This window comes from Cobetia sp. LC6 (assembly GCF_030264805.1).
Taxonomy (GTDB): Bacteria; Pseudomonadota; Gammaproteobacteria; order Pseudomonadales; family Halomonadaceae; genus Cobetia.
On record NZ_JASSPL010000012.1, the window covers coordinates 48,755 to 70,227 of the forward strand.

Annotated in this window: 15 protein-coding genes; 11 read left to right on the plus strand and 4 right to left on the minus strand. The window is 66.3% G+C overall.

The features are described 5' to 3' along the window. Nucleotides 1-191: 191 nt before the first annotated feature. Nucleotides 192-911 carry a glutathione S-transferase N-terminal domain-containing protein gene (locus QQF40_RS13615; protein ID WP_166020010.1) on the plus strand — a complete coding sequence of 240 codons (720 nt, stop codon included), beginning with the start codon at nucleotides 192-194 and terminating at the stop codon, nucleotides 909-911. Between the two features lie 86 nt (nucleotides 912-997). Continuing rightward, the gene (locus QQF40_RS13620; RefSeq protein WP_285461688.1) at nucleotides 998-1,687 is read left to right on the plus strand and encodes a glutathione S-transferase N-terminal domain-containing protein; all 690 of its coding nucleotides are present in this window, start codon (nucleotides 998-1,000) and stop codon (nucleotides 1,685-1,687) included. A 94-nt stretch (nucleotides 1,688-1,781) separates the two neighbouring features. Here QQF40_RS13620 and QQF40_RS13625 read toward each other — a convergent pair whose 3' ends face one another. Further along, complete coding sequence (locus tag QQF40_RS13625; protein ID WP_285461650.1) at nucleotides 1,782-2,696, minus strand: LysR family transcriptional regulator; 915 nt, start codon at nucleotides 2,694-2,696, stop codon at nucleotides 1,782-1,784. 516 nt (nucleotides 2,697-3,212) lie between these two features. Here QQF40_RS13625 and modA point away from each other — a divergent pair. The 4 genes from modA (at nucleotide 3,213) to QQF40_RS13645 (ending at nucleotide 6,971) form a co-directional block, all read left to right on the plus strand. Continuing rightward, complete coding sequence (gene modA, locus QQF40_RS13630) at nucleotides 3,213-4,013, plus strand: molybdate ABC transporter substrate-binding protein (protein ID WP_285461651.1); 801 nt, start codon at nucleotides 3,213-3,215, stop codon at nucleotides 4,011-4,013. Nucleotides 4,014-4,187: 174 nt separating this feature from the next. After that, entirely contained in the window at nucleotides 4,188-4,880 is a 693-nt protein-coding gene (gene modB, locus QQF40_RS13635; protein ID WP_043334370.1) for a molybdate ABC transporter permease subunit, read from the plus strand. Further along, nucleotides 4,873-6,096 carry a molybdenum ABC transporter ATP-binding protein gene (gene modC, locus QQF40_RS13640; RefSeq protein ID WP_285461652.1) on the plus strand — a complete coding sequence of 408 codons (1,224 nt, stop codon included), beginning with the start codon at nucleotides 4,873-4,875 and terminating at the stop codon, nucleotides 6,094-6,096. The genes modB and modC overlap by 8 nt, the downstream gene beginning before the upstream one ends. A gap of 59 nt (nucleotides 6,097-6,155) precedes the next feature. Next, the gene (locus tag QQF40_RS13645) at nucleotides 6,156-6,971 is read left to right on the plus strand and encodes an MOSC domain-containing protein (protein WP_175089239.1); all 816 of its coding nucleotides are present in this window, start codon (nucleotides 6,156-6,158) and stop codon (nucleotides 6,969-6,971) included. 129 nt (nucleotides 6,972-7,100) lie between these two features. On the opposite strand, the gene QQF40_RS13650 is transcribed toward QQF40_RS13645, so the two are convergent. Both QQF40_RS13650 and QQF40_RS13655 read right to left on the minus strand, forming a co-directional pair. Continuing rightward, nucleotides 7,101-8,075, minus strand: a complete 975-nt coding sequence (locus QQF40_RS13650; RefSeq protein WP_285461653.1) for a histone deacetylase family protein — start codon at nucleotides 8,073-8,075, stop codon at nucleotides 7,101-7,103. After that, a complete protein-coding gene (locus QQF40_RS13655) occupies nucleotides 8,059-10,242 on the minus strand; it encodes a metallophosphoesterase family protein (RefSeq protein ID WP_285461654.1) in 2,184 nt (727 codons plus the stop codon). The genes QQF40_RS13650 and QQF40_RS13655 overlap by 17 nt, the downstream gene beginning before the upstream one ends. Before the next feature lie 302 nt (nucleotides 10,243-10,544). On the opposite strand from QQF40_RS13655, the gene QQF40_RS13660 reads away from it, so the two are divergent. Together QQF40_RS13660 and QQF40_RS13665 are read left to right on the plus strand one after the other, a co-directional pair. Next, complete coding sequence (locus tag QQF40_RS13660) at nucleotides 10,545-11,201, plus strand: putative pterin-binding protein (RefSeq protein ID WP_285461655.1); 657 nt, start codon at nucleotides 10,545-10,547, stop codon at nucleotides 11,199-11,201. A gap of 186 nt (nucleotides 11,202-11,387) precedes the next feature. After that, a complete protein-coding gene (locus QQF40_RS13665) occupies nucleotides 11,388-14,003 on the plus strand; it encodes a sensor histidine kinase (protein ID WP_285461656.1) in 2,616 nt (871 codons plus the stop codon). A gap of 101 nt (nucleotides 14,004-14,104) precedes the next feature. Here the strand turns inward: QQF40_RS13665 and cra are convergent, their stop codons facing one another. Beyond that, the gene (gene cra, locus QQF40_RS13670) at nucleotides 14,105-15,112 is read right to left on the minus strand and encodes a catabolite repressor/activator (protein WP_285461657.1); all 1,008 of its coding nucleotides are present in this window, start codon (nucleotides 15,110-15,112) and stop codon (nucleotides 14,105-14,107) included. Between the two features lie 386 nt (nucleotides 15,113-15,498). Here cra and ptsP point away from each other — a divergent pair, with 386 nt between their 5' ends. From ptsP to QQF40_RS13685, 3 genes are read left to right on the plus strand one after another with little or no spacing between them, the layout of a single operon-like run. Next, complete coding sequence (ptsP, locus tag QQF40_RS13675) at nucleotides 15,499-18,591, plus strand: phosphoenolpyruvate--protein phosphotransferase (protein ID WP_285461658.1); 3,093 nt, start codon at nucleotides 15,499-15,501, stop codon at nucleotides 18,589-18,591. After that, nucleotides 18,591-19,634: a 1-phosphofructokinase family hexose kinase gene (locus QQF40_RS13680; RefSeq protein ID WP_285461659.1), complete on the plus strand. Its 1,044-nt coding sequence runs from the start codon at nucleotides 18,591-18,593 to the stop codon at nucleotides 19,632-19,634. The genes ptsP and QQF40_RS13680 overlap by 1 nt, the downstream gene beginning before the upstream one ends. After that, nucleotides 19,631-21,418: a PTS fructose-like transporter subunit IIB gene (locus QQF40_RS13685; protein WP_285461660.1), complete on the plus strand. Its 1,788-nt coding sequence runs from the start codon at nucleotides 19,631-19,633 to the stop codon at nucleotides 21,416-21,418. Before QQF40_RS13680 ends, QQF40_RS13685 begins: the two co-directional genes overlap by 4 nt. Nucleotides 21,419-21,473 lie beyond the last annotated feature (55 nt).

Genomic DNA, 21,473 nt, shown 5'->3' on the forward strand with positions numbered 1-21,473 from the left:
GAGCCTTCGCGACTTGAGTGGCGCTCGGTGCGATATTGAACGAATGCTCATTTTGCTTGCATTTGCGCGGCACAACGTCCAAAACATTGCCAGGGGCAGGAGCGCACAGCGAAGTCATGCCGTTCACATCAAGCCTCACTGACACCAGGCCTCAATGACGTCAGGCCTCAATCACAACAAAGGAAACCCGCATGACCCCAGTCCTCTATGAATTGCGTGGCCGTGATGACCGCCTGCGTTTCTCGCCGTTCTGCTGGCGCGCGCGTCTGGCACTCGCCCACAAGGGTATCGAGGCAGAACTCGTGCCGATGCTGTTCACCGACAAGAGCCCGATCGACTTCTGTGATTCCACCACGGTGCCGGTACTCAAGGATGCGCACGGCGTGGCGATGGACAGTTATGACATCTTCAAGCATCTGGACGCGCATTATCCGAACGCCGGCAATGGCCCGCTGATCGGTGATGCCCAGGCGCAGGCGCGTCTGAATTTCGTCAAGGTCTATGCCGAGCAGGTCATGGCCGTCGGTTTCTTCCGCCTGGTGGCGCTGGATCTGGTGCAGGCCATTCACCCGGATGACCGCGAGTACTTCCAGAGCGCGCGTGAAGCCCGCTTCGGCATGTCTTTCGAGGAGTTCCATAACGTCGAGATCGCGCGCGGCATTCTCGACAGCGCCTTCAAGCCGCTGCGTGGCCTGCTCGCCAATCAGCCCTTCATGGATGGTGATGCTCCGGCGGCGGCGGATTACCTGATCTTCGGTTTCTTCATCTGGGCCCATATCGTCTCTGACACCTCGCCCTTCGGCGAGACGGAAGACCCCAGTGATCCGCTGGTGCAGTGGCGCGAGCGCATGATGGATCTCTACGACGGCATGGCGCGCAAGGCGCCACGTGCCAGCGAGATTGCGCAGTAATCTCGCATCGCAGATGACCTTTCTCATGGCCCGAACGCTGAAGGGCGTTCGGGCCATGTCGTCTCGTTCCAGACAAGGAGCTCATGATGATCGATCTGTATTACTGGACCACGCCCAACGGCCACAAGATCACGATCTTTCTGGAGGAAGCCGGACTCGAGTATCGCCTCATTCCGGTGAACATCAGCAAGGGTGAGCAGTTCGCGCCGGAGTTTCTGGCCATCTCGCCCAACAATCGCATGCCGGCGATCGTCGATCATGCACCAGCCGATGGCGGTAAGCCGATCTCGGTGTTCGAGTCCGGTGCGATTCTGGAGTATCTGGCCGACAAGACTGGCAAGTTTCTGCCGCGCGAGACGCGCGCGCGCAATGACGTGCTGCAGTGGTTGCATTGGCAGATGGGCGGCCTGGGGCCGATGCTGGGCCAGGTGCATCACTTCAAGCACTACGCGCCAGAGCCGGTGAAGTACGCCATCGAGCGCTATCACAGGGAAGGCGAGCGCCTCTACGGCGTGCTTGAGCGCCAGCTTGCGGGGCGTGACTTCGTGGCGGGGGACGAGATGAGCATCGCCGACATGGCCATCTGGCCGTGGCTGAAGGCCGAGAAGCAGGAGATCGATCTGACGCGCTTCCCGACGGTCGCCGCCTATCGTGCCCGCATCGCCGAGCGTGATGGCGTCAAGCGGGCAATGGCGCGTATCGATGACATCAATCCGGCCGCCAATGTGGCGATGGATGAGGAGGCGCGCCGTCATCTGTTCGGCCAGCAATCCTGACGGGCAGTCAGTGCTGCCGTGAAGCTGTGAAATCGTGGAGCTGAAAAACGTGAAGCAACCGCTGAACGGCCTGCAGAGTTGTCAGGCCGACAGGTCAGCGGGTCCAGTCCGTCGGCACACGACGGCGGATATGGTCGAGCAGGGCACCGAGCTTGCGCGGCGGGTGCCCGAAGGGATAGTGCAGGCTGACCGGAATCGACGGCCCCTTCCACTCGGGCAGGCAGGCCTCGAACTGTCCCGGGTGCGCCTTCGCCCGAGTGCGCACGTGATAGTCCGGTAGCAGGCCGATACCGGCGCCATGCGCGATGTGGTCGGCGTGCACCACCACGTTGTCGACCGTGAAGCGTGACGGTGGCAGGCTCAGGCGATACTCGCCTTCCTCGGGGTGGTTGAGCACCAGATTGGGGTGATGGCGGTCGATCAGGTTGACCCAGTCATGGGAGGTCAGCTCGCTGGGATGCTGCGGATGGCCATGCTGGCGCAGATAGCTGGGGTGGGCATAGAGATGTTGCTGCTGCTGACCCAGGATCTCCTCGCGCAGCCCGGTGTCCTTGGCCGGCCCTTCCCACAGCCACAGCATCACCTGGTCGTCATCACGCGACGGCGGCAGGTGGTTGGCGGTCAGGGTCAGGCGGATGCCCGGATACTCTTCGATGAAGTCGGTCAGCACATGATTGAACCAGCCACGCAGGAAGTGCGGATGCGCGCTGACGGTGATATCACCGCTGATCTCCTCGCGCAGTTCATCCAGCGCGATCTGCGAGCGCTCGCCCAGCGACAGCATCTGCTGGCAGTACTGATAGAACAGCGTGCCGGCCTCGGTGGGAATCAGGCGGTTGGCCTGACGATGCAGCAGTGGCTGGCCGAGTTGATGTTCGAGATGACTGATCCGGCGGCTGAGCGTGGACTTGGAGATACCGAGATGCTCGGCTCCTGCGCCCAGATTGCCGTAGCGCATGATGGCATCGAAGGCACTGAGGCCCTGAAATTCGTCAAGTACTGGAGGCATGACTTGGTGGCACCCGCCGCTGTTGTCTGCCGTTGAAGCGGCAAATGGCGTGAAAGAAAGCATGAAAGCAGGAATCGCGTCGTTGCTGGGGTGTGGGGCCAGCGTCTCCCTGCCATTTTGGCCAGCATTGTAGCCGATCTGGCCGAGAGAATGGCATACATGTGAGTGATTCGCGTTTGCCTGTAGCCGGATGCTGCGAAATACCCGCCATCTGGCGGCTGTCGCTGGCGTTCGACAAACAGGGTTGACGGTTTCCGCGCCCTGCGCGGCAATTGCGCCCACATGAGATGCACATGGCGAGCGAGCGCGGCATCATGGCGAGATCAATGCGCAGCAGGCCTCGTCGCTGCGTGTCACTGTTCAAGGACCCTGTAGATGTCATTCGCTACCCGCTTGCGCGCCCGGGCCGCCTTGCTTGCCTCTCCGCTACGGCTTGCGTCATCAGTGCCCACTCCTTCGTCAGCGCTATCTCCTTCATCAGCGCTGTGGAGGGGCGCCAGGCTGGCGGCCCCGTTGATGCTGGCATTGCTGGCCGCGCCCGCTCAGGCAGCCGAACGCCCCCAGATCCGTGTCATGGCCGCCGCCTCGCTGCATGATGCGCTGGATGCCATCGAGGCGCGCTACGAGCGTCTCGCCGACGTGGATATCCAGCCGGTCTACGCCTCGTCCTCGACCCTGGCGCGTCAGCTGGCCAATGGGGCTCCAGCGCAGCTGTACCTGTCGGCCAATGAGCGCTGGATGGACTGGCTGGAGCAGCAGGCCGGTATCGTCGTCACCGGCCGTCACGACCTGCTGGGCAACCGTCTCGCGCTGGTCGCGCCTGGCCCCAGCCAGCTGGATGCCAGTGTCAGCAATGCCGAGGATGTCACTGATGTAACCGAGCGCCTCGCCGCCACCGGCAGCAACACTCGCCTGGCCGTCGGCGACCCCGACCACGTGCCCGCGGGCATCTATGCGCGTCAGTCGCTTCAAGCGCTGGGACAATGGCAGACGCTGCGCTCGCGCCTGGCCAGCGCCGAGGACGTGCGCGCCGCGCTGGCGCTGGTCGAGCATGGCGAGGCCCCGCTGGGGATCGTCTATGCCACCGACGCCGCCATCAGTCATCGGGTGCATCAGATCGGCCTGCTGCCCGACAGCAGCCATGACCCCATCCGCTATCCCGCCGCCTTGATCAGTCGTGGCGGTGATGCGCCGTCGTCACAGGCCGAGGCCTTCTCGGCCTGGCTCTCCAGCAACGAGGCCGGCGCCATCTTCCATCGCTTCGGCTTCAGCACGCTCGCCCAGCAGGAGCCTGCTGCGCAGCCTGAGGCCGACTAGCCGCTGGACCAGCGTCGAGGTGCCTTGCGTCATACGCCGGCATGTCATCGGCAAGGTGAGGCCGCTACACTGGAAGCCTGCTGTCACATCGGCGTGAGCAAGGAGGGCAGGGCTGTCTGCCGGCTCTTGGCGTCACGTCATGTGCGAGAACCTGTCTTCGTCTGAGGAAGATCCATGCTGAGTGCGCTGGAATGGGAAGCCCTGAGCCTGAGCCTCAAGGTGGCTTGCGTCGCGGTCGGTCTGAGCCTGATTCCCGGCTTTGCGGCGGCCTGGTGGCTGGCGCGACGTGAGTTTCGTGGCAAGGCACTGGTCGATGGTCTGCTGCATCTACCGCTGGTACTGCCGCCCGTGGTGGTCGGTTATCTGCTGCTGGTCACCTTCGGGCGCAATGGTGCCATCGGCCAGTGGCTGGCCAAGGTCGATATCGTGCTGCCCTTCACCTGGCAGGGCGCGGCGCTGGCGGCAGCGGTGATGGCCTTTCCGCTGATGGTGCGCGCGATGCGCCTGTCGCTGGAGGCCATCGACCCGGGGCTGGAGGCCGCGGCCCGCACCCTGGGTGCCAACCCGCTGCGTGTGCTGTTCACGGTGACCATGCCGCTGGCGCTGCCGGGCATTCTCACCGGTGGCATGCTGGCCTTCGCGCGTGCGCTGTCGGAATTCGGTGCCACCATCACCTTCGCCGCCAATATTCCCGGCGAGACCCGCACGCTGCCGCTGGCGCTCTATACCCTGATCCAGACCCCGGGCCAGGAAGGCGCCGCGGCCAGGCTGTGCGCCATCGCCGTCGTCATCGCGATGCTGTCGCTGCTGGCCTCCGAATGGTTGGCACGTCGCGCGCGACTGCGCATGGAGGGGCGTGATGCTTGATTTCCACCTCCATCGTCAGCAGGGCGCCTTCACGCTGGATGCCACGCTCAAGGTGCCGGCGCGCGGCGTCACGGCGCTCTTCGGGCGTTCCGGCAGCGGCAAGACCACCATCCTGCGCCTGATCGCAGGCCTCGAACGTCCCGACCATGGCCATCTGCGCCTGGACGGCGAGTGCCTGACGGGCGGCGAGAACGATATCTTCGTGCCGGCGCATCGCCGCAGGCTCGGGGTCGTCTTCCAGGAACCGCGCCTGTTTCCGCATTACAGCGTGCGCGGCAACCTCCGCTACGGCATGCCGCGCGCCCTGACACCCGCCCAGCGCCAACGGAACCAGTCACGTCTGCATGAGATGGTGACGCTGCTGGGCATCGAGGACCTGCTGTCGCGCATGCCCGGCCAGCTGTCCGGTGGCGAGGCGCGGCGTGTCGCGATCGGCCGCGCCCTGTTGTCACACCCGCGCATGCTGTTGCTGGATGAGCCGCTGACCGGACTCGACGGCGCCCGCAAGCAGGAGCTGCTGCACTACATCACGCGGCTGGCGCGCGAGATCGAGATCCCGATCCTGTTCGTCAGTCATGACACCCGCGAGCTGTTCGCGGTCGCCGACCGCCTGGCGCTGGTGGACAACGGCCGCATCACGGCCAGCGGCGAGATCGGTGACATGCTGTCACGGCTGGACCTGGCACCGCAGACCGGTCGCTTCGAAGCGGGCTCGCTGCTGACCGCCGAGGTGCTGTCGCACGATGATGACTGGCAGCTGACGCGTCTGGGGCTGGGCGCCGGGTTGAGCCTCAAGCTGGCGCGGCTGGCGATGCCGGTGGGGCGTCGTGTGCGACTGCGTCTGCGGGCGCGTGACATCAGCATCGCGCTGGAGACGCCGTCCCACACCAGCCTGCGCAATGCCTTGCCGGCCGTGATCCACGAGATCGAGAGCGAGCGTGGTCACGCCAGCGCCGAGCTGGTGCTGGGCATTGCCGGCCAGCGGGTGAGGGCGCGAGTCGATCGTCTGGTCTGTCAGGAGCTGGGCCTCAAGGTCGGGCTGGGCGTCAAGGCGCTGATCTCCAGCGTGGCGCTCTCGGGTCCCGACGTGATCAGTCTTGACGCCATGGATGACGACATCCCCGTGGTGAATGCGGCCCAGCCGATTGCGGCCCAGCCGATTGCGGCCCAGCCGAATGCGGCCCAGCCGAATGGCTCTGCTTCGTCCGCGAGCTGACACCGCTCGCGCCGTTCACTGATTTCTCGAATTGATGGACTCTGGCAAGGAAACCTCTCATGCAGTTGACCCACCTGTGGCGCTATCCCCTCAAGTCCGGCGCCGCTGAAGCGCTGGAGACAGTGACGCTCGGCGAGGAAGGGCTCGCGCAGGACCGCCGCTTCGTGGTGGTCGCGGCGCGTGGCAAGTTCGTCACCGCGCGCACGCATCCCGAGATGCAGCGCCTGGCCTTGCGCGAAGACGCCAGCGGCCAGTGGCGACTGTGGCATCTGGACCGCCCCGAATGCGGCAGCGTCAGCTTTGCTACCGATGACCAGGCCGAGCGTCTCGACATCCAGGTATGGGCCGATCGGTTCACTGCCTTGAGCGTGAGCTTTGAGGCTGATGCCTGGCTGAGCGAGCAGATCGGCATGCCGGTCAGGCTCTGCTGGCTGGGTGAGCGCTCGGAGCGCTATCGCGAGATCATCGCGCAGCGCGTCAGCGCCGCCGATGGCTTCCCGCTGCTGCTGGCCAATCAGGCTTCGTTGGCGGCGCTCAACGCCCAGACCCCGAGTGCGGACCATGGCATGGATCAGTTCCGGCCCAACCTGGTGATCAGCGGCGCCGAGGCATGGGCCGAGGATGGCTGGCAGGAAGTGCGCATCGGCGAGACACGCTTCACGCTGGTGTCCTCCTGCACCCGCTGTGCGATGGTCAACGTCGACCCGGCGACGGGCGACAAGCGTGACGACGGTGAGCCGCTCAAGACGCTGGCACGGGTGCGCCGCTTCGCGGATGGCCAGGTGCACTTCGGCTACAACCTGGTCGCGGTTGACCCTTCACGCAGCGCAAGCGTGAAGGTCGGCGATGAGGTGGAAGTGACGCGCTTCAAGTGAGTCCTGTCATGTAGCGGCTGCTGGTCCGCCGACATCGCATGTCGCTGGCGCTGGACAGCAGCATGAAAACGCCCGCCATCAACGATGGCGGGCGTTTTCGTTGTCACTCCGGAGCGTGGGCTCCGTTGCTCAGGCGGGAGGCCCGAACAGGACAGGTTGTCCATGGGCTTCGCGCCAGATATCCAGCGCGGCGCGATGCAGTTGGCTGTGACGCCATGCCAGCGCCTCGATATCGCGGTCATAGCCGCCGCCGATCACGCAGGCCACGGCGGCGCCCGCCGCGCGACAGCGCTGGATGACATGCCGCTCGCGCCGGTAGAGGCCGCTGTCGCTCAATTCGAGATGGCCGAGCCTGTCCGCGACATGCGGGTCGACACCGGCATCGAAGATCACCAGCTCCGGGCGTACCCGCGCCAGCACCTCCTCAAGCGTACGCTCCAGCACCGCCAGGTAGTCCGTATCGCCCATGCCCCTGGGCAAGGGCACATCCAGATCGCTTTGCTGCTTGCGTGCCGGGAAGTTGCTCTCGGCATGCAGTGACAGCGTGAAGACCCGCGGCTCGTCGGCGAAGATCAACGCCGTACCGTCGCCCTGATGCACATCGAGATCGACGATCAGCACGCGCTTCACGCCGTCCGCCAGCGCCTGATGCGCCGCCACGCCGATGTCATTGAGCAGGCAATAGCCGCTGGCGGCCTCCGGGTGGGCGTGATGGGTGCCGCCCGCGGTATTGCAGGCCAGCCCGCGTTTGAGCGCTTCGCGCACGGTGGTCATGGTGCCGCCCACGGCCAGCACGCTGCGCTCGCGCAGTGCCTCGCTCCACACGAAACCGCTGCGCCGCTGAGCCTGCACGCTCAGGGTGCCAGTGAGAAATTCATGTACATAGCGGCGGGTATGCACGCTGAGCAGGTCGTCTTCCTCGGCGGATTGAGGCGTCACCCAGTCGACGGCCGAGGCGCAGTCGGCCAGCTGGCGGTCGAGCAGACGCTTGAGCACGCTGAACTTGTCCATCGGGAAGGGATGCTTCTCGGGCAGCGCGATCCGATAGCCGGGATGATGGATCAGCGCCAGCGGCGGGCAGTGGGCATCAGCGACGGGGCACAAAGTGCACCTCCTGGCCGTCGGTGGTCAGCTGGCGAATGGCAGCGGGGCGGCCTTCGCTGTCCAGATCGATCAGCCCGATGCCGCAGGCATTCAGCAGGCGTTCGCCCTGACTGGCCGCATCGTGACGGCGCGGCGTGACACGCATGTTGCGCCGGCGCGTCAGCAGATTGAGCGGCGAGCGCGGGGCATACAGCCAGCGATTGAGACGGTCGAGCACATCCAGCAGGCCGACCGGGAAGCGATTGCGGATGCCGCTGCTGGTGATCTGCCAGATGTTCGGGCTCGAACGGCGATGCTTGAGGCGCACGTCGTAGGCGAAGGAGTAGTGCACATCGCCGGACAGGATCACGAAGTTCTGCGGCGTGCGCGAGTGGCGGAAGATGTTGAGCATCACGCTGGCCGCGCCGCGATGCGCCATCCAGTTCTCGGCATCGACCATCAACGGCTTGCCGGCCAGCGTGAACAGTTTCTGGATGCTCTCGATCAGCTTGACGCCGAACATCGGTGCCGGGGACACCAGCACCACGGCTGGATGGTCGACCAGGCGTTGCTGGAGTTCACTCAGTGCCTCCCAGTCCATCAGCCCCGAAGGATGCGAGAGCTTGCGCTCGCTGCGCCAGCGGCGGGTACGCGTATCGGCCACGATCAGCGGCGGCGTGGTGTCGAGCTGATAATCCCAGCTTTCACAGCGATGCAGGCGGGCGATCAGCGCCTCCTGACGCTCGACATCGAAATGGCCGTCTGCGGCCTTGGCAGTGTGATCAGATTGCGCCGTGTCGGCGGAGATCTTGTCGGTAAGCGCCTTGTCAGTGCCAGTCAGGGCATGAGTGAACAGCGCCCGGGCCTCCTCCAGCAGCTCCGCCAGTGGCTCCGGCCCGTTGCCGGCGGCCTGACACAGCAGATAGCCAGTCAGCGCATTGCCGATGATGCGGCGCGAGAAGGGGTGGCCATAGGCGGCTTCCTCCCAGGCAGCGCTGAGGTTCCAGTCATCGGTGACATCGTGGTCATCGAAGATCATCAGGCTGGGGACATTGGCCAGCAGGCGACGTACCTGACCGAGTCCGCCACAGAAGCGCCGCAGATGGCGGGCCTCGGTGGCATGGCGCTCGCGGGTGGCGTCGTCATGGCCCTCGAGCGACAAGGGATCTTCCAGCGTGATGCCCAGCGCCTCCCACGGCACGTCAGACCACACCAGCAGGTACATGGCGATGACTTCCGACAGGCCGATCAGATGGTTGTCGGCACCGGTGGAGGTGAAGATGGGCTTGCGCTTGGCACCGAAGAAGCTGGCGGCCACGCCTTCGTTGGCCGCCATGTCCGGTAGCAGCTGCGGGCGATGGTAGAGGTGCGAGGGGTGCTGGCGCAGCTCGCGAGTGTCGGAGACCTCGGCCTCCATCAATGTCTCCTCCGGTAGCCCCAGCCCCGCGATCAGCTGATCGATCGCGCCCAGCATCGGCCCCGCGACATCGTCAGCGTAGATCTGATCGCCGGTGAACAGCATCACCTCCGGCCACTCGGTGACGCTCTGGCGACGCTCGCTCAACCAGCGATCCAGCGCCACCAGTCCATCGCCACCCGGGCCCTTGGGCGGTGGCGTCTCAAGGCGGTCTGTCGTCGCAGCGTCTTCCGCACTCTGCTGCGCCTGTTGCTCGTCGTCACTCAATCCGTGATGCGGCTTGCGGCAGCTGCCATGTGCGACACGCGTCAGGCGTGACGGCAGACGAAAACGCGGCAGGCTTTCTCCGGGATAGCGGATCTGTGGCGCCCAGTCGGCGATGCCCTGCCATTCGGGCGTGTCTGTCGATGACGCTGACGGCTCCGCCAGGCCCAGCTCGTAGGCGATGGCGCAGTCGGCAGGCAAGGGCGTGTCGGGGTGCGCTTCGATCAACAGCAGCCAGGCGTGCTCCCCCAGTGGCATCGCCAGATGCTCCGTCAGCCGACAGCCAGGTGTCCTCGGCAGGCCATCCTCACCTCGGGTGAGAGGCGTCGCGTCCTGTTCCGGCAGCAGCCACACCCGCGCCTGCTGTGGGCGAGAGGTCACCAGCCACAGCATCACGCCCTCGGCGGTGACACGACGCAATATCGGGCCTGCCAGCACGCGGGGCAGGGCAGCAGTCGGTGTGGGAGAGCCGTTGGCAGGCAGCGAGGCGGACGAAGTGGCAGACATGAAGCAGGCTCGATGGCAGGTGGAGAGGGATGGCGGTCAGCTGACTCTGGCCAGCTGGCTCTTATCAGCTGGCTCTTATCAGCTGGCGCTTATCAGCTGGCGCTTATCAAGCGATAGCGTAACAGGCGACGAACGCCAGCCATGGGTGCAGGCGTGGGCTTGCGCTCGTGAGTGGCTCCGTGCGTTGAGTGTGACATCTCGTCGTGGGGCGAGGTTCGCAGGCTCGCAAAGCATGCGCGAGCTAGCGTAAAGTTGGGCCCTTGAATGCACATGGCGTTCGCACAATAGCATGGGAAACCGGCATGAATGATCCATCGGCGATGCGCCTAGTGAGTCCGTTGTCCAGACCCGTCAACCGCGGGCCCGGCTCGCGCAGCTCTGTCTGGCGCAAGGTCGCTCTGGCCGCAAGTCTGACAGCAGGTCTGGCCGCGAGCCTCTCAAGCCCTGCGGCCCTGGCCGCCGAGGCGCCGCTGGCGACAGGCGAGCGCCACGTGCTGGCGGCCAATGACTGCCTGCCCGCGCCCAGCGGGCCGGTGGTATTGACAGTCGAGGGCGCCGTCAGCTGTGGCAATGCCGGTTCCCGGCAGGCACCGCTGGCGCGTTTCGATCTGGCGATGCTCGAAGCCATGCCGTCGCGCGTGGTGGCCACCCATACTCCCTGGACCCAGGGGCGTGTCAGTTTCTCTGGCCCGCTGCTGCGCGAGCTGGTGGCGCGGGTGTCTGAAGATGCCAGCGGACTCAAGGTGCGGGCACTGAATGACTTCGTGGCCGAGATCCCCCTCAGCGACATCGAGGACTTCGATGTCCTGCTGGCCACGCGACGCGATGGCGAGCGTATGCCGGTGCGTGATCTCGGGCCCTTGTTCGTGCTGTATCCCTTCGATGCTCATCCGGAATTGCTCAATGAGCAGGTACGCTTTCGCAGTGTCTGGCAAGTCACCGGGCTGACGCTGGAGTGAGCGAGGGCTGGCGCCCGGCCCCTCAGTCGCAAGATGACATGGAGTCATGCAGTGAATCAGTCGCCGGGTGAAAGATCCCCGCTTTCAGGCACCGCTGCTGATCAGTCCTTTGCTGATCAGGGCATTGTCGCGTCGGACGTGGCCGCAAGCGGCAACCCCCCTGTCCGCTGGCCGCTGTGGCTGGGCATGGCGATCAGCATCCTGTGTCTGCTGGCCTCCATCGGCATCGGCGGCACCATCCTGCACAACCAGGTCAGCCTGGAAGACCGCACCCGCGACGACGCCGTCTGGTCGATCTACAAGCTGGATCGCGAGGCGGTCAGTCTCTCCTCCTCGATGGCGCGCTATCGCGTCGCTGAGCCAGCTGACCGCGCCAGTATCTGGAATGAGGTGCTGCAGAATTACGAACTGCTCTACAGCCGTACCTATATCTTCCGGCGAGGGGATTTCCAGCGCCATCTGATGACCCTGCCGGCTGTGCCGCTGCTGGCCGATGAGTTGATGAGCCAGATCGAGTATCTCGATCTGCGGCTGGAAAAGTGGCGACATGGCCCGGTGTTCGAGGGCACGGGCCCGGTGCAGGCGGCCCAGGCCGACGACGCTTCAGCAGGCAGTGACGCTTCAGCAGACAATGACGCTGCACAGCGCTCCCAGGTGCTGGGGCCCGAGGGTCGCGAGGCTGCGGAGTTCCAGCAGTTGAGCGATGCGCTGGGCGATACCACCCAGACGCTGTTGTTGCGGGTACGTGCACGTCTGGCCGAGGAGCTGGCCCACGAGCGTCAGAGCCGCGACAGCCTGGTGCAGTTGATGTTGCTGCTGCTGGCGCTGATGCTGCTGGCCACCTTGATGGTCTGCCGTCAGGTCTGGCTGCAGGCCCGCGGGCGTGAACAGGCCCGCCAGCAGATGTTGGCGATGTCGTCGGCCCTCAAGCACGAGGCGGCGCGGGCCGAACAGGCCAGTCGCGCCAAGTCCGAGTTTCTGGCCACCATGAGCCACGAGATTCGCACCCCGCTCAATGGCGTGATCGGCATGAGCGAACTGCTGCTGGCCGAACCGCTGCAGAGCAGTGCGCACCGCTATGCCAGCAGCCTGCGCGACAGTGGCGAAGTGCTGATGGGGCTGGTGGATGATGTTCTCGACTTTTCCAAGATCGAGGCCGGCAAGCTCAGCGTCGAGCGACGACCCTTCGAATTGCACACGGCCATCGATGGCGTGATCGACCTGCTGCTGCCGCAGATGGACAGCACGCGCATCGTCTTCGATGACCGCCGTTCCGCCCAGCTGCCCGAGCAGGTCATGGGCGATTCGGTGCGTCTGCGTCAGGTGCTGCTCAATCTGCTCTCCAATGCCTTCAAGTTCACCGAGCAGGGACGTGTCTGTCTGCTGGTCGAGGCATTGCCGGCGGGGCGCGTGCGCTTCGAGGTCGATGACACCGGCATCGGGGTCAGTGAAGAGCAGGCCGCCCAGCTGTTCGAGCCCTTTACCCAGGGCGATGCCTCCACCGCGCGCCGCTTCGGCGGTACCGGGCTCGGGCTTTCGATCTCGCGACGGCTGGTCGAGCTGATGGGGGGACGACTGGGCATCAAGCAACGCCCGGGCAAGGGCGCCTGTTTCTGGTTCGAGCTGCCGCTGCCACGCGCCGCGGCGCTCAAGCGACCGGCCTTTTCCTCCACCCCCCTGCCGACCAGCCGTGGCGAGCATGTCCTGGTGGTCGACGACAATCACATCAATCGCGAAGTGGCCCACTCCATGCTCAGTGGCCTAGGCTATACGGTGACGACGGTCGACAGTGGCGAGGCGGCGCTGGCGTGGTATGCACGCCAGCGCGATACGGTACTGGTGCTGCTCGACCTGCGCATGCCGGGACTGGATGGATTTGCGGTGGCGCGTCGTTGGCGCGCCATGGAGCACAGTGACAGGCGTGCGCCGAGTCTTATCGTCGCGATGACGGCCAACGTGGCGGCGGGGGAGCGTGCGCGTTGCCTCTCGGCGGGCATGAACGACTTCCTGTCCAAGCCGATCCGGCGTCAGCAGCTCGCCAGCATGCTGGCGCGCTGGCAGTCGGGCAGCCAGGACCTCGGCGAATGGCGCGTCAATGCCCTCGCCAGCACCCAGCCTTTCGACCCGATCAGCTATTCCCCTACCACTGAGCGACCGCCCCACTTCGAGGCGCCGCCGGAAACCGGTGAGGCTCTCGCGCGTGCGGCGTCACTGGTGGCATCACTCGATTCCCCCGCTGCGCGGCGTCGCATGATCCAGGAGGCTCAGGCGCGTGCCACTGAGGCCGTGGCTGAAGCCGAAGCAGGCAAGGTCAGTGAGTCGTCGGCGGCTGGCCCCATCGAGCGGCGTGAGCCTGAGGGCGAAAGCGAAAGCAAGAGCGAGGGCGAACGGGAAGGGATAGATGGGGGAGACACGAGCATGAACACAGGGGAGTCGTGGATGTCTGGCGGGTCAGCGGCGGAGCTTGCACAGTCCGTGACACCTGCGCTGCGGGATGAGCTGGATGCCGACAGCATCGCGGCCCTCGAGACGGCCTTCGAGGAGCAGCTCGAGCAGCAGTCCCAGCGCCTGTCGCGGGCGGTGGATCATATGGATCTGAAGCAGCTGCAGCACGAGGCCCATCTGCTCAAGGGCAGCGCCGCCACTCTGGATCACGACCTGCTACGCGACGCCGCTCTGCAGCTGGAGCTGCTGCTGGCATCCGACACGCCGCGCACCCGTATCGAGGCCGCGGTGGCGGCGCTGCTGGCCGAGATTCGTGATCACCGCCTCGCCCACGATGCCGGCCAAGCCTGGCGCTAGCACAGCCTGGCGCCAGCAATGTATGGCGCCAGCACGGTTTGGCGCCAGCAAGGCCGCCCTCGGCCAGACACACCACCTCAGACATCACTTCAGACATCACCTCAGTGCTGGCGGCGGCGCAGTTCGCGTTCCACCAGCGTCACGCCGGGCGTAGTCTTGCCCTGAATGCCCTGCAGCGCCAGCGTCAGCGTCGCATCGGCGATCTGCTGGTGACGCTGGGGCAGCGAATGGATCGGCAGGGGCAGAAAGTCGAGCAGGCGGTCATCGCCGAAGCTGGCCATCGCCTTGGGCGGATTGGCCGGCGGCCCCTCGGCGAACAGCACATCGAGCACGCCATCCATCAGGGTGTAGGAGGCGGTGACGATGGCATCCGGCAGCGGTGAATGGCGGAGATGCTCGCTCAGCGCCGCCGCGCCGGCCTCGCGCTCGTAACGCTCTGCATGCAGGGCGGTGGCCTCAAGCTCGCTGCTGCCGGTGCGCTGCTGATAGTGCGTCAGCGCCGCCTGCATGCCGCTGGCGCGCGCCCGCGTGATATCGATCTCCGGCAAGGCATCCAGCCACAGCAGTCGCTGCGGCGCGTGTTCCAGCACGGCTTCGGTCAGCTGACGGGCGGCATCTTCATTGTTGCTGACCACGCTGGCGAAGTGGCGCGTATCCAGTGCGCGATCGACACCGATGACCGGGAAGCCATCCAGCGCCAGTTCACGGTAGAAGGGGTCATCGGGGGACAGGCAGCTGGCGGTGATCAGCGCGTCGACCCGCCGCGCCTTGAGCATGCGTGCAAGTTCACGCTCGGTTTCCGGCTCATCGTCAGAGCAGACGATGAACAACTGATAGTCGCGTTCACGCGCCCCGCGCTCCAGCAACTTGGCCAGGCGGGCATAACTGGCGTTCTCCAGGTCCGGCAGCATGAAGCCCAGCGTGCGACTTTCGCCACGCCGCAGCGCGGCTGCCTGGGCATCGATCCGATAATGATGACGTTGTACCACCGCCATGACGCGCTCGACCGTCTGGGGGCTGATACGTCGTGCCTGTGCCTGCCCATTGACCACATAACTGGCGGTGGTGCGTGAAACGCCTGCAAGACGCGCGATTTCTGCCAGGGTCATGCCACTGTCCTTGCTGGAAAGGGGAACGGGATCTGCGTGCTCCATGTGCGAGGAATGATGCGCACTTGTGGGCTCGGGTGCAAATCCTCTCTACGCCGGGCACGTCTCGCTCGACGCCTCTCGAGCCCGCGTCACAGGCGGCTCTACGCCCAATGTCTAGTCACCAGAAGCATGTTTTCGGTAGGTGTTCGCTTGATCGGGCGCAAGAAAGCGGCCAGCATGGACCCTATTGAGGTGACACGATTCAGCATATTCGTCATCACGTCATGACGCCGCTACCCTGTCGGAACTCGCCAAGTGACGTGTCGCGGCAGCTGAAAGACGCGTTTGCCGCGCACCGCCAACATCCAGGCTCCTCACCCCAAGGGAGCCTCAAGGAGCCAGCCATGCTCAGTCTTGATCGCGAGGACATCCTTCTCGCCGCCCATGCCAGCGATTGGCGCGATGCCTTGCAACAGGCCGCCGATGCCCTGGTCGCCGGTGGGCGCGCCACGCCCGACTACCGTGAGGGTCTGCTGGCGCGTGAGGCCCAGTCTTCCACCTACCTGGGGCAGGGGATCGCGATCCCCCACGGCACGCCGGACAGCCGCGAGGCCGTGCTGGCCACCGGAGTGCGTGTCCTGCAGTTCCCGCAGGGCGTGGAGTGGCACGACGGCAATCGCGTCTTCCTGCTGGTGACCATCGCGGCACAGTCCGATGAGCACCTCGACATCCTGCGCGCGCTGACGCGTGTGCTCGATCGCGACGGCGTCAGCGAGCGGCTGGCCTCGGCGACGACCGCCGAGGAAGTGCTGAGCGAGCTGGGTCGCGAGGTGGTACCGCCGCGGCTGGATGCCGAGACGCTGCTGTGCGGTTTCCCCGCGCGTGATCGTGACGAGCTGGTACTGGCGGGGGCCGCGCGCCTGCGCCAGGCCGGCTGTGTCAGCGATGGTTTCATCTCGGCCATGCTCGCTGCCGAACCGGTGGCGTTGGGGCAGGGCGTGTGGCTGGCGCAATCGCAGCAGGATGTCTCCCGCTCGGCGCTGGCCATCGTCACGCCGGAGAAGGCACTGGAGACTCGCCACGGGCGTATCACTGCGCTGGCCTGTCTGGCAGTCGATGCCCGGCAGGGCCAGCATCAGCCGTTGCTGGAGCGCCTGCTGACGCTGTTGGAGGAGGGTGCGGGCGAAAGCCTGCCGGGCCTGTCGGTCAGCGCCTTGCTGGCGCGGCTGTCGGGGGAGTCCGCCACGGCGCAGCTGGCTCAGGTCGTGTTGCTCAACGCCCACGGCCTGCATGCGCGTCCGGCCAAGCAGCTGGTGCAGGCGGCGCGCGAGGCGGGAGAGCAGCATGGCGTCATTCCGGCGTTGCGACTGGAAGGCGATGACAGTGGTGTGGTCAGTGCCGCCAGTCTGACCAAGGTGCTGGGGCTGGGGGCACGCCGCGGCCAGACGCTGATCTTCAGCGCCTACGGCGATGACTCGGCGGCCAATCAGGCGGCGCTGAGCATGATGGTGAGCGCGGTGCAGGCCGGTCTCGGCGAGGCGGTGGAGCCGCTGGCCGATTGGCGCGCCGATGCCGCCACGCCGCTGGAGGCCAGCGAGCAGCAAGCTACCCGCGACCCTCAGCAGGCCGCTCCTGCCGCCGACAGCGTGGTACCCGCGGTGGCCGCCTCGCCGGGCATGGCCATCGCGCCGTGCTGGGTGATGCGCCTGCCGCGTTTCGTCTACGAGACGCGCAGCGATGCCGGCGCCGATCGTGAGGCCGAGCGTCTGGTGGCCAGCATCCAGACCGCTCGCGAGCAGTTGCTGGCACTGGTCAATCGCGCCGAAGGCGCCGAGATGGCCGAGATTCTCTCGATGCACGAGGAGATGCTCGGTGATCCGGAGCTGTTTGCCGCGGCGCGTGAGAGCCTTGATGAAGGTCACAGCGCCGAAGCGGCCTGGTGGGCGGCCATCGACAGCGCCGCCAGCGCTCAGGAGAACCTCGCCGATCGCCTGCTGGCCGAACGCGCCGCTGACCTGCGCGATGTCAGCCGGCGTGTGCTCGGCGTGCTGACTGATACGCCGCTGCCCAGCGCCCCCGAGACACCGCATGTGCTGGTGACCGAGGACATCGGCCCGTCGGATGTGGCGCGCCTGGATACCACTCGCGTGCGTGGTCTGGTCACGGCGCTGGGCGGGGCGACCTCGCACAGCGCGATTCTGGCGCGTTCGCTGGGCATTCCGGCGGTGGTCGGGGCTGGCCCGAGCGTGCTGGCGATCGCCGATGGTAGCGAGCTGATCGTCGATGGTGAACGAGGTCGCGTCAGCGTGATGCCCTCGGCCAGTCGCCGTGCGCGTGCCGAAGAGGCGATCGCCGGGCATGAACAGCGCCAGGCCGCTGCCTGGGAGTCGCGCATGGCACCCGCCACGACCCTGGATGGCCATCATGTCGAGGTAGTCGCCAATCTGGGCAACACCGCCCACGCCGGTGACGCCGTCGAGCGTGGTGCCGAGGGTGTCGGCCTGCTGCGCACCGAATTCGTGTTCATGGCGCACCCGCAGGCGCCGGACCTCGCCACCCAGACCGCCCAGTACGGCGAGGCGCTGGATGCGCTCGAGGGTCGGCCGCTGGTGGCACGCACGCTGGATGTCGGCGGCGACAAGCCGCTGCCGTACTGGCCGCTGCCGCGTGAGGACAACCCCTTCCTCGGCCTGCGCGGCATTCGTCTCGCCCTGACGCGCCCGGAAGTGCTCGAGACCCAGGTGCGGGCGCTGCTGACGGCTGCCGGTGCACGGCCGATTCGCCTGATGTTCCCGATGGTCAAGGACCTGGCCGAACTGCGTGGCGCGCGTGCCATCGTCGATCGCGTGCGTGCCGAGCTGGACGCCGCCTACACGGCCGAACATGGCCAGCCGCCGGTGCGCGACGTGCAGGTCGGCGTGATGATCGAGATCCCCTCGGCGGCATTGACGGCGGCCAGCATCGCGCCGGAAGTCGACTTCTTCTCGGTGGGCACCAATGACCTGACCCAGTACACCCTGGCGATCGACCGTGGCCATGCGACGCTCTCGGCGCAGGCCGATGGCCTGCATCCGGCGGTGTTGCGCCTGATCGAGATGACCGTCAGTGCCGCCCACGGCCACGGCGCTTGGGTCGGCGTCTGCGGTGAACTGGCCAGTGATGACCAGGCCGTCGGTGTACTGGTCGGGCTGGGTGTGGATGAGCTGTCGGTGTCCAGTCGCCAGATTCCGCTGGTCAAGGCGCGGGTGCGTGAACTGGACCTGGCCACGGCGCGTGAGCAGGCACGGGTCGCGTTGGCCCAGCCGACCTCGGAAGACGTGCGCAGTGCTCTGGAAGCGCTGCTCGAGCAGGGCGAGCCTTCCGTTGCCGAGGTCACCTCAGGCGCTGCAGCCAGTGATGCGGCCAGTAATGCGGACAGTAGTGCGGGCAGTAGTGCGGGCAGTAGTGCGGGCAGTAGTGCGGCCAGTAATGGACACAGCCCGCGGGAGTCAGTGTGATGAGTGACAACACAACGCGTCAGGCCGCCGGCTGCCCGGTATTGTGCGTGACGCTCAATCCGGCGCTGGACATGACCATCGGCCTCGACAGCCTGGTGCCGGGCAAGGTCAACCGGGCGCGCAGCCAGCATCTCGAGGCGGCGGGCAAGGGCATCAACGTCGCCCGGGTGCTGGCGACGCTGGGTCATCCGCTGACGCTGAGCGGCTTTCTGGGCGCCGACAACCAGGCCGATTTCGAGGCCGCCTTCGCCGAGTGGGGGCTGAGTGACGCCTTCGAGCGCGTCGCGGGCGCGACCCGCATCAACGTCAAGCTCGGTGAGGCCAGTGGACGTGTCACCGATATCAACGGCGCGGGCATGCAGGTCGATGAGGCCGCCTTCACGCGACTTGAGGCGCGCATCGATGACTGGATCGATCATCAGCAGGCCGAGGGTAGCCACGAGCGGTGTGCCGTCGTCATCGCCGGCAGCCTGCCGCCGGGTGTCAGCAGCGAGCAGCTGGCAAGCCTGGTGCAGCGGGTGCGCTCACGCCACATTGCCTGCTGGCTGGACACCAGCGGCACGGCACTGGAAGCCGGTCTGGCGGTGCCGCCCAGCGGCGTGAAGCCCAATGAGCAGGAACTGGCGCTGTGGGCGGGCGAGCCGCTGGAGACCGACGCCGCCCGTCAGCGCGCGCTGGCGAGTCTGGTCGAGCACGGCATCGAGCAGGCGCTGATCTCTGCCGGTTCGGAAGGCGTGCTGTGGGCCAGCCCCGGCGCCGAGATACTGCGTGCACGCCCGCCGCGCATGCGAGTGGTCAGTACCGTGTGTGCCGGTGATACCCTGCTGGCCGCCATGCTGCATGGGGTGCTCTGCCATCCGACACCCACGGCGGCCATGCGTGAACGGATTCTGCGTCATGCCACGGCGCTTTCCGCCGAGGCCGTGACCCACCCGGGGCCGGGCAATCCCGCCGCCCCGGAGCTTGAAACACTCCAACAACACACCAGCATCGAGACATTGGCATCTGCCGAGGTCGCGACAGCCGGAGAGCCACGCCCATGAATGTCATCATCGTTACCGCCTGCCCGAGCGGCATGGCGACCAGCTTCCTGGCGGCACGCCGCCTGGAGCAGGCCGCCCGTCGTCGCGACTGGGAGCCCCTCATCGACATGCGCTCGCAATTCGAGCGTAAACTCGTGCTGAGCGATCACCAGCTCGCCGCTGCCGAGCTGGTGATCGTCGCGGCGTCGCCGCTGACCAGCGCCGGTCTCGAGCGTTTCGTCGGCAAGCGCGTGCATGTCGCGCCCATTGAAGAAGCGCTGCCGGACCCCGCCGCCTTCCTGGCCAATGCCGAGTCCCGTGCCCGCGTGCTGGAAGCCAAGGACATTGCCGACGTTGCTGCAACTGTCGGCACCACGGCCACCGGCGCAGCAAGCGCAGCTGGTGGAGACGTGACGCACAAGCCGTCCATCGTCGCGGTCACCGCCTGCCCGACCGGCGTGGCGCATACTTTCATGGCCGCCGAGGCCCTGAGCGAGGCAGGGCGCGCGCTGGGCTACCCGACGCGGGTCGAGACTCAAGGCTCGGTGGGCGCGCAGGATGCGCTGACCGAGGCCGAGATCGCCGCGGCCGAGGTGGTGATCCTGGCCTGTGATATCGAGGTCGACCCGACACGTTTCGCCGGCAAGCGCATCTGGCGTACCTCCACCGGCACCGCACTCAAGAAGCCGTGCGATACCATCGAACAGGCACTGGAAGGCGCCGAGGTGGAATCCGCCACGGCTTCGGGCGGTCAGGGTAGCCAGCAGAAGGGCGAGAAACGCGGCCCCTACAAGCACCTGCTGACCGGCGTGTCCTTCATGCTGCCGATGGTGGTGGCGGGCGGCTTGATGATCGCGCTGTCCTTCGTGTTCGGCATCAAGGCCTTCGAGGAAGAAGGCACCCTGGCGGCGGCGCTGATGCAGATCGGCGGCGGTTCGGCCTTCAAACTGATGATTCCGGTGCTGGCGGGCTATATCGCCTACTCCATCGCCGACCGCCCGGGCATCACGCCGGGCATGATCGGGGGCTGGCTGGCCGCCACTCTCGATGCCGGCTTCCTCGGTGGCATCATCGCCGGCTTCCTGGCGGGCTACAGCGCGCTGGGGCTGAGCCGTTTCGTCAAGCTGCCGCAGTCGATCGAATCGCTCAAGCCGATTCTGATCATCCCGCTGGTGGCGAGCATGGTCACCGGGCTGGTGATGATCTACGTGGTCGGCACGCCGGTGGCGGGGCTGATGACGGCGCTGACCGAATTCCTCGAGTCCATGGGTTCGGCCAACGCGGTCCTGCTGGGCATTCTGCTCGGCGCGATGATGTGCTTCGACCTCGGTGGCCCGGTCAACAAGGCCGCCTACGCCTTCGGTGTCGGCCTGCTGGCCAGCGAGACCTACGCGCCGATGGCGGCCATCATGGCGGCCGGCATGGTGCCGGCGCTGGGCATGGGGCTGGCCAGCTTCATCGCGCGTGCCAAGTTCGCCGAGCCGGAGCGTGAAGCGGGCAAGGCAAGCTTCATTCTCGGCCTGTGCTTCATCTCCGAGGGTGCGATTCCGTTCGCCGCCAAGGACCCGCTGCGCGTGATTCCGGTCTGCATGGTCGGCGGCGCCGTCACCGGCGCCCTGTCGATGCTGGTGGGCGCCAAGCTGCTGGCGCCGCACGGTGGTCTGTTCGTGCTGCTGATCCCCAATGCCATCAACGTGCCGCTGATGTACCTGGGCGCCATCGTCGCCGGCACCCTGGTGACGGGTATCGGCTATGCGCTGATCAAGAAGGGCGCACAGCAGGTCGAGACCGCTGCCGCGACCTGAGCCGCTGGCAGGCAGGTAAAGACGCAAGCCGCAAGCGCACTAGGCAAGACGCAAA